Origin of the sequence: Bradyrhizobium sp. 154 (assembly GCF_023073875.1) — a bacterium.
Classification (GTDB): domain Bacteria; phylum Pseudomonadota; class Alphaproteobacteria; order Rhizobiales; family Xanthobacteraceae; genus Bradyrhizobium.
In genome coordinates this window covers 21,863-35,540 of sequence record NZ_JADPKG010000053.1, presented here as the reverse complement: position 1 = coordinate 35,540, position 13,678 = coordinate 21,863, and the positions used below count along the sequence as shown (strand labels likewise).

The following is a 13,678-nucleotide window of genomic DNA, read 5'->3' as shown; positions in this document are numbered from 1 at the left end:
CGGCAACTCAGGCTCTGAGGCTGCGCGCCGCCTGACGTGGGCGCGCCTTGCCGGCCGACAGGCACACCACCTCGGAGATTTGCAGCAGCTGTCGCGCCAGCGGGCTGGTCTTGCGCCAGACCATGCCGATGGTGCGGGAGGGCTCGGGGTCGCGGAAGCGCGCCAGCGAGACCGAGGCCGATCGCGTCTCCACCGGCACCGCCATCTCCGGAATCAGGGTGACGCCGATGCCGGCACTGACCATCTGGACCAGCGTCGAGAGCGAATTCGCATCCAGCATCTCGCGCGGCGGCGCCGATTGCATGTTGCAGAAGGACAGCGCCTGTTCGCGGAAGCAGTGCCCCTCTTCGAGCAGCAATAGCCGCATCTCGCGCATCATCTCGCGCGACGGCACCGGGGTGCCCTCGTCCGCGCCCGGCCGCACCAGCAGGAATTTCTCGTCGAACAGCGCGACCTCGGTGAGCGAGGGTTCGGACACCGGCAGCGCGACGATGGCGGTGTCGAGCCGGCCTTCGACCAGCTCCTGGATCAGCCGCGGCGTCATGGTTTCGCGCACGCGGATGTCGAGCTCGGGATGCATGCGCGTGAGATTCTTGGTGATCTTGGGCAGGAGATACGGTGCGATGGTCGGGATCATGCCAATGCGCAGGCGGCCGGCGAAGCGATCCTGTGAAGCCCGGGCGAAATCGCCGAGCTCATCGACCGAGCGCAAAATCTCGCGGACGCGTTGCGCGAGCTCCTCGCCGAACCGGGTCAGCGCCACCTGCCGCGCGCTACGCTCCAGCAGCAGGCCGCCGAGGGTCCCTTCCAACTCCTTGATCTGCATCGACAAGGCTGGCTGCGAGATCGAGCAGGCCTCGGCGGCGCGGCCGAAATGGCCGTGGCGCGCCAGCGCATCGAAATAGCGAAGCTGACGCAGCGTCAGGTTTATCATCAGAAAATCCTATCGCAGCGATCATTAAAGTCAACTTCCCCTGATAGGAGGCGATGCTTAGAGTGGTTCTACCTGGTCAAGGGCGCGAGTTCGCCGCCGCCAGAGGAGGTATTCATGGACGACACTTCGAAATGCCCGTTTTCGGGCGGAAAACCCGCGCGCTCAAACCGCGACTGGTGGCCGACGCAGCTCAACATCGAGGTGCTGCACAAGAATTCCGACCTGTCCGATCCGATGGGCAAAGAATTCGACTATGCCAAGGAGTTCAAGTCGCTCGACCTGAACGCGGTCATCAAGGACCTGACCGCTCTGATGACGGACTCGCAGGAGTGGTGGCCGGCCGACTTCGGTCATTACGGCGGCCTGATGATCCGCATGGCCTGGCACAGCGCGGGCACTTACCGCATCACCGACGGCCGCGGTGGCGCCGGCGCCGGTCAGCAGCGCTTCGCGCCGCTCAACAGCTGGCCCGACAACGCCAACCTCGACAAGGCGCGCCGGCTGCTGTGGCCGATCAAGCAGAAATACGGCCGCAAGCTTTCGTGGGCCGACCTGATGGTGCTCGCGGGCAACGTCGCGCTGGAATCGATGGGCTTCAAGACGTTTGGTTTTGCGGGTGGCCGCGCCGACGTTTGGGAGCCGGAAGAGCTCTATTGGGGTCCCGAAGGGACCTGGCTGGGCGATGAGCGCTACAGCGGTGAGCGTCAGCTCGCCGAGCCGCTGGGCGCAGTGCAGATGGGCCTCATCTACGTCAATCCGGAAGGTCCGAACGGCAAGCCGGATCCGATCGCCGCGGCCAAGGATATCCGTGAGACCTTCTTCCGCATGGCGATGAACGACGAGGAAACCGTCGCGCTGATCGCCGGCGGCCATACTTTCGGCAAGACCCACGGCGCGGGCGATCCGTCGCTGGTCGGTCCGGAGCCGGAAGCGGGCGCGCTGGAAGATCAGGGCCTCGGCTGGAAGAGCAAGCACGGTACGGGCCTCGCGGGCGATTCCATCACCAGTGGTCTCGAGGTGACATGGACGACCACGCCGACAAAGTGGAGCAACAACTTCTTCGAGAACCTGTTCAAGTACGAATGGGAGCTGACGAAGAGCCCCGGCGGCGCGCACCAGTGGACGGCCAAGAATGCCGAGGCGATCATTCCTGATGCCTTCGACAAGTCGAAGAAGCATCGGCCGACGATGCTGACCACGGACCTCTCGCTCCGCTTCGATCCGGCCTATGAGAAGATCTCGCGACGCTTTCTCGAGCATCCCGATCAGTTCGCGGACGCCTTCGCCCGCGCCTGGTTCAAGCTCACGCACCGCGACATGGGTCCGATCCAGCGCTATCTCGGCCCGCTGGTGCCGAAGGAGACGCTGATCTGGCAGGACCCGATTCCGGCCGTGAATCACGAGCTGGTCGGCGAGCAGGACATCGCCTCGCTGAAGACGAAGATCCTCGCCTCGGGTCTGTCCGTATCGGAGCTGGTCTCGACCGCCTGGGCGTCGGCCTCGACGTTCCGCGGCTCGGACAAGCGCGGCGGCGCCAACGGCGCGCGCATCCGTCTCGCCCCGCAGAAGGACTGGGAGGTGAACCAGCCCGCTCAGCTCTCCAAGGTGCTCGGCAAGCTCGAAGCGATTCAGAAGGACTTCAACGCCTCGTCCGGCGCGAAGAAGGTCTCGCTCGCAGACCTGATCGTGCTCGGCGGCACCGCCGCGGTCGAGAAGGCCGCCCAGGATGCCGGCGTCGAGGTCAAGGTCGGCTTCACGCCGGGCCGCATGGATGCCTCGCAGGAGCAGACGGATGCTGCTTCCTTCGCGCCGCTGGAGCCGCGGGCCGATGGTTTCCGCAACTATATCGGCAAGCGGCATCAGTTTATGATGCCCGAGGAGGCGCTCGTCGATCGTGCGCAGCTGCTTCGGCTCACCGGCCCGGAGATGACGGTGCTCGTCGGCGGCCTGCGCGTGCTCGGCGCCAATGCGAACGGTTCGAAGCACGGCGTCTTCACCGCCAAGGTGGGAACGCTAAGCAACGACTTCTTCGTCAACCTGCTCGACATGAGCACGCAGTGGACGCCGGCCGGCGCTGACGGCACCTATGAGGCCCGCGACCGCAAGTCCAACGCGGTCAAGTGGACCGGCACGCGCGTCGATCTCATCTTCGGCGCGCACTCGCAGCTCCGCGCCTTCGCCGAGGTCTACGCCACGTCGGATTCCAAGGAGAAGTTCGTCAAGGACTTCGCCAAGGCCTGGACCAAGGTGATGAATCTCGACCGGTTCGATCTCACGGCTTGAGGCTCTGCACCTCTCCCGCTTGCTTGCGGGAGAGGGAGCGCAGCGCTCCCCAGGGGCGAGAAAAAGGGCGGCCTCTCGGCCGCCCTTCGTGTTTTTGTCCGTGTGGCGAGACTTACTCGCCCGCCGCTTCGCGCGGGGCCTTCTCGCCCTCGGCAGCCTTCTCCTTGGCCTCGAGGTCCTCGCCGGTGGTCTGGTCGACCACCTTCATCGACAGGCGGGTCTTGCCGCGGTCGTCGAAGCCGAGCAGCTTGACCTTAACCTTGTCGCCTTCCTTCACCACATCGGAGGTCTTCTGCACGCGGTTGGACGCGAGCTGGCTGATGTGGACGAGGCCGTCCTTGGAGCCGAAGAAGTTCACGAAGGCGCCGAATTCCATCACCTTGACGACGGTGCCGTCATAGATCTGGCCGACTTCCGGCTCGGACGCGATCGACTTGATCCACTTGATCGCGGCCTTCATCGCCTCGCCGTCGCTGGAGGCGACCTTCACGGTGCCGTCGTCCTCGATGTTGACCTTGGCGCCGGTCTTCTCGACGATCTCGCGGATTACCTTGCCGCCGGTGCCGATCACTTCGCGAATCTTGTCGGTCGGGATCTTGAAGGTCTCGATACGCGGCGCGTATTCGCCGAGTTCGGCGCGGGCATTGGTGAGCGCCTTGGCCATTTCGCCGAGGATGTGGATACGCCCATCCTTGGCCTGGCCGAGGGCGACGCGCATGATCTCCTCGGTGATGCCCTCGATCTTGATGTCCATCTGGAGCGAGGTGATGCCCAGCTCGGTGCCGGCCACCTTGAAGTCCATGTCGCCGAGATGGTCCTCGTCACCGAGGATGTCCGAGAGAACCGCAAAGCGCTTGTCTTCGAGGATCAAGCCCATCGCGATGCCCGCGGTCGGCCGCTTCAACGGCACGCCGGCGTCCATCAGCGCCAGCGAGGCGCCGCAGACCGATGCCATCGACGAGGAGCCGTTGGATTCGGTGATCTCCGACACCACGCGGATGGTGTAGGGGAACTCGTGATGCGGCGGCAGCACCGGGTGGATCGCGCGCCAGGCGAGCTTGCCGTGGCCGATCTCGCGGCGCTTGGTGCCGCCGAGGCGGCCGGTCTCGCCGACTGAGTAGGGCGGGAAGTTGTAGTGCAGCAGGAACGTTTCCTTGTACGTCCCCGACAGCGCGTCGATGTACTGCTCGTCCTCACCGGTGCCGAGCGTGGTCACGACCATCGCCTGGGTCTCGCCGCGGGTGAACAGCGCCGAGCCGTGGGCGCGGGGCAGCACGCCGACTTCGGCGACGATGTTGCGCACGGTCTTGGAGTCGCGGCCGTCGATGCGCTTGCCGGTGTCGAGGATGTTCCAGCGGACGATCTTGGCCTCGAGCTCCTTGAACACGCCGGCGATGCGGAGCTTGTCGTATTTCGCCTCCTGCCCTTCCGGGAAGTAGTGGGCCATCACCTTTTCCTTGGCGAGGCCGACGGCGGCATAGCGCTCCTGCTTCACGGGGATCGCGTAGGCGGCGCGCAGCTCCTGCTCGATCAAGCCGAGCATTTCCTTTTCGATCGCCGAATTGTCGATCACGGTGACTTCGCGCGGCTCCTTCGCGGCCTTCTCGGCGAGCTCGATGATCGCGTTGATCACCGGCTGGAAGTGGCGGTGACCGAACATCACCGCGCCGAGCATGATGTCTTCGTTGAGCTCCTTGGCTTCCGATTCCACCATCAGCACGGCGTCGGCGGTGCCGGCGACGACAAGGTCGAGCTGGGTGTCGACCATCTCGTCCAGGGTCGGGTTGAGGACGAATTCGTCATTGGCAAACCCGACGCGGGCTGCGCCGATCGGGCCCTTGAAGGGCGCGCCGGACAGCGTCAGCGCGGCGGAGGCCGCGACCATCGCCACGATATCGGGATCGTTTTCCATGTCGTGCGAGAGCACGGTGACGATCACCTGGGTCTCGTTGCGCCAGCCGTCGACGAACAGCGGGCGGATCGGACGGTCGATCAGGCGGGAGACCAGTGTCTCCTTCTCGGTCGGACGGCCCTCGCGCTTGAAATAGCCGCCGGGAATGCGGCCCGCAGCGTAGGTCTTCTCCTGGTAATCGACGGTGAGCGGCAGGAAGTCGACGCCTTCGCGCGGTGTCTTCGCCGCGACGACGGTGGCAAGCACCACGGTCTCGCCATAGGTGGCGACGACGGCGCCGTCGGCCTGGCGGGCGATCTTGCCGGTTTCAAGCTTGAGAGGGCGTCCGCCCCAGTCGATCTCGACTGAATGCTTATTGAACATAGGAGGTCTTCTTTCATGGGTTCTCGAAAGAAGGGACGCTTCGAAAAACAAAAACCATGCGCAAGATTGCGGGACGCTGATCGGCGTGATGACCAGCGGCCTGCGATCCTGCCATGGTTTTTGAATTTCGGATGGCGTCCATCCTTTCGGGTCATACGGGCGCCTTGCCCGTTGTGCCCAGCCGCCGGATTGCTGCTGGACTGTCAGTCGGTACGAACGCGAACACCGAACCGTGGTCTTCGCCATCATGCCCGGATGCCAACCGTCAACGGCTCGCATCCGACGCGCACGCAGCCTCAATCAAAAACCTTTAAAGAAGCGCTTTCGTTCGAAACCACGCGCGAAAACGCGCGCCAGTGGCGCGCGCAGGAACTCTTTAGCGACGAATGTTGTGCTTCTCGAGCAGCGCCTTGTACCGCGCCTCGTCCTTCTTCTTGAGGTAGTCGAGGAGCGAGCGGCGGGTCGAGACCAGCTTCAAGAGGCCGCGACGCGAATGGTTATCCTTCACGTGGGTCTTGAAATGGTTGGTGAGGTTGTTGATGCGTTCCGACAGGATCGCGACCTGAACCTCAGGCGAGCCGGTGTCACCGGCTTTGGTGGCATTCGTCTTGATGACTTCCGCTTTGCGTTCTGCGGCAATCGACATCGTCAATTTCTCTCGTTGCGACCGGGGCTGGCAGTCAGGCCGGTCAGGTTGAACACACGCTTGGGGATGATTTCGCCATTGCCAACTTCGGCAAGCGCCAAAAGACGGCCTGCCACCGTGACATAGACTGTGCCGCTACAAGTGGGCGCATCCCGTCCGCGCAACAAAACGGCCTGGCCCCGGTGGAGCCTTGCCGCATCAGCCCGAGTGACGGCCAGTGCCGGGATGTCGTCCAGCGCGGTCTCAACGGGCAAAAGCGCGTCGGCGAGGCTGCCCTCGCCGGACGCGGCTCTATGGCACAAAGCCTCCAACTGATCCAGCGGAATCATGTCGTTTTCGCCAAATGGGCCGACCAGGGTCCGCCGCAGCGCGCAGATATGGCCAAAAGTGCCGAGAATCCGACCCATATCGCGGGCCAGCGCCCGCACATACGTGCCCTTGCCGCACTCCGCCTCGAACACGGCCCGGTCGGTATCCAGTTGATCGACAAGGGTTAAATGATGAATCTCGACGGGGCGGGGCGCCAGCTCTACGACCTCGCCGTCGCGCGCGAGGTCATAGGCGCGCTCGCCCTGGACCTTGATCGCGGAATAGCGCGGCGGGATCTGCTCGATCACCCCGGTAAACCGGGGCAACAGGGCCATGATGGCTTCCCGGGTCGGGCGCTGGTCGGAGGTCGCGGTCACCCGCCCTTCGATGTCGTCGGTATCGCGCTCCTCGCCCCAGCACACGGTGAACTGATAGCGTTTGCGGCCGTCCATCACGAAGGGGACGGTCTTGGTGGCTTCGCCGAGTGCGATTGGCAGGCCGCCCGAGGCGAGCGGATCGAGCGTGCCGGCGTGTCCCGCGCGCTTGGCGTTGAACAGGCGCTTCAGCACCGCGACCGCTTGCGTCGAGGTCATGCCGATCGGCTTGTCGAGCACGACCCAGCCGTGGACGTCGCGCCGGTCGCGGCGCGGCTGGTTGCCCTTCTGCTGCTGCTTGGCGCGGGGATCATTGTTGACGCGGCGCGGCTCCTGGTGCGGCTGAGAATTGCTGCCCAGATCCGCAAAATTATTTGTCTGCACGTCGCGTTGATCGGCCTGTTCGCCGCTGATCGTGTCGTGAGCCGGGTCCATCGTCATCGTTCTTCTTCCCGATCCGAATCCGGATCCTGTTCCAGGTCCTTCTGCACCGCAGGTGTTCGCAAAAGCTTCTCGATCCGTTCCGCTTCATCGAATCGCTCATCGACGCGGAAGCGAATGTCAGGTGCAAATTTCAGGTTAACGCGCCGCGCGACTTCGCCACGCAGGAACTTCTTGTTGCGCTCGAGTGCGCTGATGACGATCTCGGTGTCGCGGCCACCGAGCGGCATCACGTAGATCGTTGCGAGCTTCAGGTCGGGCGACATCCGCACCTCCGGCACGGTGATGTTGTGACCTTCGAGATCCGCATCATGCACGTTGCCTTGCGCCAGAATCTCGGCCATCGCATGGCGAACCTGCTCGCCGACGCGCAACTGGCGTTGCGAGCCTCCGCCGGGCGCGGAACTCTTCTTCTGATGATGGCGTGGCATTCTCGAAAATCACCTCGTCATGCCCGTGTTTGGGACACGGGCATTGTCGTTTGTCTTGTTGAAACGAAGAGGGGTGGAGGGCCGGAAAAATCCGGCCATCGCACTCCCGCAATCTCAGTTCAAAAAGATCCGAACGCTTCGGTAAGATTTGGACTTACAGGGAGCGCTGGATCGTCTCCACGCGATAACACTCGATTACGTCACCGGCTCGCATGTCGTGATAGTTCTCGAAGGCCATGCCGCATTCCTGGCCCGACTGGACTTCCTTCACTTCGTCCTTGAAGCGCTTCAGCGTCGAGAGCTTGCCTTCGTGCACGACCACGTTGTCGCGGATCAGGCGCACATTGGCGCCGCGTTCCACGGTGCCGTCGGTGACCCGGCAGCCGGCGACCTTGCCGACCTTGGAGATGTTGAAGATCTCCAGGATCGCGGCATTGCCCAGCATGGTTTCGCGCAAGGTCGGCGCGAGCAGGCCGCTCATCGCCTTCTTCACGTCGTCCACGAGGTCGTAGATGATGTTGTAGTAGCGGATCTCGATGCCGTTGCGCTTGGCCGCCGCGGCCGCTTCCTTGTTGGCTCGAACCGAGAAGCCGATGATCGCGGCGTTGAAGCCTTCCGCGAGCGTCACGTCGGATTCCGAAATGCCGCCGACGCCGGCATGCAGGATGCGGGCTGCGACTTCGTCGGTGCCGAGCTTCTCCAGTGAGCCGAGGATCGCTTCCAGCGAGCCCTGCACGTCGGCCTTGATGATCAGCGGGAATTCCTTGCGGCCCGCGGTCTTCAATTGGGACATCATCTGCTCGAGCGAGCCGCGCATGCCGGAGATCGAGGCAGCCGCGTTCTCGCGCTTCTGATGCGCGCGGTAGCTGGTGATCTGGCGGGCGCGGGCTTCGTTCTCGACCACCGCGAGACGATCGCCGGCTTCCGGCGGACCGTTGAAGCCGAGCACCTCGACCGGCACCGAAGGACCGGCCTCCTGCACCGTCTCGCCCTGATCGGAGATCAGCGCGCGGACGCGGCCCATCTCGGCGCCTGCGACGATGATATCACCGACACGGAGCGTGCCGCGCTGGACCAGCACGGTCGCGACCGGACCACGGCCGCGATCGAGCTTGGCCTCGATCACGGTGCCTTCGGCCGGACGCTCCGAATTGGTCTTGAGGTCGAGGATTTCGGCCTGCAGCGCGATCATCTCGAGCAGCTTGTCGAGATTGGTCTTGTTCTTGGCGGACACCTCGACGTCGACGACTTCGCCGCCGAAGGATTCGACCTGAACCTCGTGCTGGAGCAGCTCGGTGCGGACGCGCTCGGGCTTGGCATCAGGCTTGTCGATCTTGTTGATGGCAACGATGATCGGCACGCCTGCCGCCTTGGCGTGGTTGATGGCTTCGACCGTTTGCGGCATCACGCCGTCATCGGCCGCGACCACCAGCACGACGATGTCGGTGACCTTGGCGCCGCGGGCGCGCATCGCAGTGAACGCAGCGTGGCCGGGCGTGTCGATGAAGGTGATCTTCTTGCCGCTCTCCGGCGACAGCACCTGATAGGCGCCGATATGCTGGGTGATGCCGCCGGCTTCGCCGGAAACCACGTTGGCATGGCGCAGCGCATCGAGCAGCGAGGTCTTGCCGTGGTCGACGTGACCCATCACGGTCACGACAGGCGAACGCGGTTCGGTGTCGGTGGAATCGTCGACCTGGTCGAACAGGCCCTCTTCCACGTCCGAGGCGGCAACGCGCTTGACGGTGTGGCCGAGCTCTTCCGCGATCAGCTGCGCGGTGTCGGCGTCGATCACGTCGGTGATCTTGTGCATCGCGCCCTGCTTCATCAGCATGCGGATGACGTCGACCGCGCGCTCGGACATGCGGTTGGCGAGCTCCTGGATGGTGATCGCTTCCGGAATCGTCACCTCGCGGACGAGCTTTTCCTTGGGCTCGTTCGAGGCGTGGCCCTTGAGGCGCTGGGTGCGGCGGCGGAACGAGGCGATCGAACGCTCGCGCACCTCATCGGCATTGAGCGCGGTGACGACGGTGAGGCGGCCGCGCTCCTTCTGTGGACCGGGCTTGTGGGTGGTCTTGGGGGCGGCCGCAGGACGCGCAACACCGCCGGGACCGCGACGGATCTGGCGCGGACCATCGTCCTCGTCGGGTCCGGCCGCAACCGCGGGAGCGCGCCCCGCCGGGCCGGCCGGCCGCTGAGTGGTCGTTGTCGGGCGCGCAGTGGTGGTCGCCGCAGGTCGCGCCGTACCTGGCGCGGAGCGGGGAGCGCTAGTCGCCGGAGCTGCCGTTGCGGGACGTGCGGCAGAAGGCTGTTCGCCTTCGCCAAAACGCTTCTTGGCCTCGGTCTCGGCCTTCCGCTTGGCTTCGTCCTCGTGGCGATGACGCTCATCCTCGGCCTTGCGACGGGCTTCGGCGGCTTCGCGCTCGGCGCGTTCGGCAGCCTCGCGGGCAGCGCGGCGCTGCGCCTCTTCCTCGGCCTGACGGCGTTCCTCGACCTCGCGCAGCTTGGCATCGGCCAGCGCGCTGGCGCGGGCCGAACGCTCGTCTTCGGTCAGGGTACGCAGCACCACCCCGGAACCGGCGTTGCGCGGTGGGGCGGGCGGCGGGGCAGGGCGCGACGGCGCGGGTGCGGCCGGGGCCGGTTTCGCCGTCACCTCAGGCGTGTGCGGCTCGGGGCCGTCGCCAATGCGGCGCTTGCCGCGCTTCTCGACCACGACCTGCTTGCTCCGGCCGTGGCTGAAGCTCTGGCGCACGGTGCCCGTTTCGACGCGCGGCTTGAGCGATAGCGTCTTGCTCGGAACGCTCAGCTTCTTGTCGCCAGGGGTCTTGGTATCAACCATTCAGCAGTCCTAATCCTGATCTGTTGTCGTTGTGCGTTGCCGCACCGTCATATCGGTTCGTCTTGTCTCTCAGAAATCCTGGCCGTGTTTTTCGGCCGTCTTGTCATCGTCCGCCATCCGGTATCGGACCAGCATCTGGCTACGTGACAGGAATGACCTGCTCGCCGGGCCCGCGAGCAGCGCAGCATGTATCACATTTGACCGGGTCAGTGCCAAATCCAATTCTATCGATTTCAGCGCGGTGACGACGGGAATCTGCGGCTTGGCGCCGCGATTTCCGGCATTTTGACGCGCCAGCATGTCCAATTTGCGGATTCCGTCCGCGGCCCCGTCGCTGGCGTGGATCAGGACCTCGACCGTACCTTCCCGAAGGGCGCTCTCGACCTTGCCGAAGCCGGCCACGACCTGGCCCGCCTTGGCGGCGATCCCAAGGGCTTCCGTCACGCTCCGAACCAGGAGCGCTTCGATGTCGGCGGGAAGCGTCTGAGGGGCGCGCAGCTCGCGCTTGAAGGCCTTGTTAAATTGGTGACGCCGCACGGCTTCCGCAACCACCTGCCGCGAGGCGGTGATCCACATGCCGCGTCCGGGCAGCTTGCGCTTGAGGTCGGGAACTATGTCGCCTTGCGGCGAGACGACGAAGCGGATCAGCTCGTCGATCGGCCGGACCTTGCGGCTGACCGCGCACATGCGCATGGTCGCGGACCTTTCGGTCCGCGGCCCATGGTCGAGTTCGCTGTCAGTGCTGGCGAGCATCCGGGTGACATTCTCCTTCGCCCTTAAGCCGGCTGATCTTCGGTCGCCTCAGCCTCCTCAGCGGGCTTGGCAAGATCGGCCTCGGTGATCCAGCCGGCCTTGACGCGGGCCTGCATGATCATCGCTTCGGCATCGTCGCGGGAGATGTCGATGCCGTCGAGCGCACCAGCGTGCTTGGTTGGCTCGCTGCCTTCCTTGCGCTCGGTCCAGCCGACCAGATCGTCGGTGGCGCAGCCGGCGAGATCGTCGACGGTCTTGATGTCGTTCTCGCCGAACTTCACCAGCATTTTCGAGGTCACGCCGGGCACGTCCTTGAGGGCGTCCTCGACGCCGAGTTCCTTGCGTTTGGCCTCGAGCTCGGCTTCCTGCTGCTCAAGATATTCGCGGGCGCGGTTCTGCAGCTCCTGCGCGGTCTCCTCGTCGAAGCCCTCGATGCTGGCGAGTTCCTTGACGTCCACCATCGCGAGTTCCTCGACCGAGGTGAAGCCTTCGGACGCCAGCAACTGGCCGACAACCTCGTCGACGTTGAGCGATTCCATGAAGACGCGGGTGGAGTTTTCAAAGTCGGCCTGGCGACGCTCCGATTCCTCCTGCTCGGTCAGGATGTCGATGTCCCAGCCGGTGAGCTGCGAAGCCAGACGCACGTTCTGGCCGCGGCGGCCGATCGCCAGCGAGAGCTGGTTGTTGGTGTCGGGCACGACGACCTCGATGCGCTCGCGGTCTTCGTCGATGACGACCTTCGAGACTTCGGCCGGTGCCAGCGCGTTGACCACGAAGGTCGCGATGTCGGGCGACCAGGGAATGATGTCGATCTTCTCGCCCTGCAATTCGTTCACCACCGCCTGCACGCGCGAGCCGCGCATGCCGACGCAGGCGCCGACCGGATCGACCGAGGAATCTCGGGAAATCACGCCGATTTTCGCGCGCGAGCCGGGATCGCGGGCGACCGCCTTGATCTCGACGATGCCATCATAGATCTCCGGCACCTCCTGCGCGAACAGCTTCGCCATGAATTGAGGATGGGTGCGGGAGAGGAAGATCTGCGGGCCTCTCGTCTCGCGGCGGACGTCGAAGATATAGGCGCGGACACGGTCGCCGTTGCGGAAGACTTCGCGCGGCAGCATCTCGTCGCGACGGATGATGGCTTCACCACGGCCGAGATCGACGATCACGCTGCCATATTCGACGCGCTTGACGACGCCGTTGACGATGTCGCCGATGCGGTCTTTGAATTCCTGATATTGCCGGTCGCGCTCGGCCTCGCGCACCTTCTGCACGATCACCTGCTTGGCCGACTGGGCGGCGATGCGGCCATATTCCAGCGGCGGCAGCGTGTCGGCGATAGTGTCGCCGACCTGGGCACCGGGATTGGCGCGCTGTGCATCCACCAGCGAGATCTGGTTTGAAGGGTTTTCGACCTTCTCGACCACAAGCATGTGGCGCGACAGCCGCAGCTCGCCCTTCTTCGGGTCGATCTCGGCGTGAACGTCAGTCTCACTGCCGTAACGGGCCCGCGCCGCCTTGGCGATGGCGTCCTCCATCGCGGCGATGACGATGCCGCGGTCGATCGATTTCTCGCGCGCAACGGCGTCCGCGATCTGGAGCAATTCAAGTCGATTGGCGCTGACTGCCATGGCTAGTCTCCTTCGTCAGGCTCGATCTCGCCCCGTCGCGCGCGTTCGGCGGCCAGGCGATGTTTCTTTGTATTGGTCGGTGCCGGCTTTTTTTTCGGCTTGGTGTTCTTGGTGATCTTCTCGCTAATCTGGGCGTGCGGCGCCGGAGGCGGCTCGAGGCCAAGATTGCGACGCATCTCGCGCGCCTCGGCCTTGCCGCGGCGCATGGACTCCGCAATCAGCTCGTCAGTCAGCACCAGCCGCGCCTCGCCAATATCCTCCATGGTCAGGAGAACGTCGGCGTCATCGCCAGCCTTGACGTCGTCGCGATGCAGATGCACGCGATCGCCTTCGACAGCACCGAGCGTGCCGCGGAACCGCTTCCGCCCCTCATGGGCGACCGCCATCTCGACCTTCACCAGATGTCCAGCATAGCGCTCGAAATCGGAGCGGCGCACCAGCGGCCGGTCGATTCCCGGCGAGGAGATTTCCAGCCGGTACGCGCGATCGATGGGGTCGGCGACGTCGAGCACAGGCGACAGCGCCCGCGAGATCGCCTCGCAATCCTCAATCTGCATCGAGCCGTCCGGCCGCTCGGCCATGATCTGCACCGTGCAGCCGGCCTCTCCGGAGATACGGATACGCACCAGGCGATAGCCCATGCCCTGGAGCACGGGAGCTGCGACCGCGGACACCCGGGCCGCGACGCCCGGCTCGACCACGAGCCGCGGCTCGGACAGCAATTCGGCATCCGTGGAACCAGAGTTCGGTTCGGTCATA

At 64.7% G+C, this 13,678-nt stretch carries 10 protein-coding genes; 1 reads left to right on the top strand and 9 read right to left on the bottom strand.

The window, feature by feature from the left end:
* Window positions 1–7: 7 nt before the first annotated feature.
* The gene (locus tag IVA92_RS13960; protein ID WP_247276488.1) at window positions 8–934 is read right to left on the bottom strand and encodes a hydrogen peroxide-inducible genes activator; all 927 of its coding nucleotides are present in this window, start codon (window positions 932–934) and stop codon (window positions 8–10) included.
* A 114-nt stretch (window positions 935–1,048) separates the two neighbouring features.
* Between IVA92_RS13960 and katG the strand changes: the two genes are divergently transcribed.
* Complete coding sequence (gene katG / locus IVA92_RS13955) at window positions 1,049–3,217, top strand: catalase/peroxidase HPI (protein ID WP_247276487.1); 2,169 nt, start codon at window positions 1,049–1,051, stop codon at window positions 3,215–3,217.
* Between the two features lie 112 nt (window positions 3,218–3,329).
* On the opposite strand, the gene pnp is transcribed toward katG, so the two are convergent.
* The 8 genes from pnp to rimP form a co-directional block, all read right to left on the bottom strand.
* Entirely contained in the window at window positions 3,330–5,492 is a 2,163-nt protein-coding gene (pnp, locus tag IVA92_RS13950; protein WP_247276486.1) for a polyribonucleotide nucleotidyltransferase, read from the bottom strand.
* Window positions 5,493–5,868: 376 nt separating this feature from the next.
* Complete coding sequence (rpsO, locus tag IVA92_RS13945) at window positions 5,869–6,138, bottom strand: 30S ribosomal protein S15 (protein ID WP_008540131.1); 270 nt, start codon at window positions 6,136–6,138, stop codon at window positions 5,869–5,871.
* A gap of 2 nt (window positions 6,139–6,140) precedes the next feature.
* The gene (gene truB, locus IVA92_RS13940) at window positions 6,141–7,262 is read right to left on the bottom strand and encodes a tRNA pseudouridine(55) synthase TruB (protein WP_247276485.1); all 1,122 of its coding nucleotides are present in this window, start codon (window positions 7,260–7,262) and stop codon (window positions 6,141–6,143) included.
* On the bottom strand, window positions 7,259–7,693 hold the full coding sequence (gene rbfA / locus IVA92_RS13935) for a 30S ribosome-binding factor RbfA (protein WP_247276484.1): 435 nt from the start codon (window positions 7,691–7,693) through the stop codon (window positions 7,259–7,261). Before rbfA ends, truB begins: the two co-directional genes overlap by 4 nt.
* 154 nt (window positions 7,694–7,847) lie before the next feature.
* Window positions 7,848–10,532 (bottom strand): translation initiation factor IF-2, encoded by a 2,685-nt coding sequence (gene infB / locus IVA92_RS13930; protein WP_247276483.1) that lies wholly within the window; start codon window positions 10,530–10,532, stop codon window positions 7,848–7,850.
* A gap of 69 nt (window positions 10,533–10,601) precedes the next feature.
* The gene (locus IVA92_RS13925; RefSeq protein WP_247276482.1) at window positions 10,602–11,285 is read right to left on the bottom strand and encodes an RNA-binding protein; all 684 of its coding nucleotides are present in this window, start codon (window positions 11,283–11,285) and stop codon (window positions 10,602–10,604) included.
* 23 nt (window positions 11,286–11,308) lie between these two features.
* On the bottom strand, window positions 11,309–12,919 hold the full coding sequence (gene nusA, locus IVA92_RS13920; RefSeq protein ID WP_247276481.1) for a transcription termination factor NusA: 1,611 nt from the start codon (window positions 12,917–12,919) through the stop codon (window positions 11,309–11,311).
* A gap of 2 nt (window positions 12,920–12,921) precedes the next feature.
* Entirely contained in the window at window positions 12,922–13,677 is a 756-nt protein-coding gene (gene rimP, locus IVA92_RS13915) for a ribosome maturation factor RimP (RefSeq protein WP_247276480.1), read from the bottom strand.
* Window position 13,678: the final 1 nt, after the last annotated feature.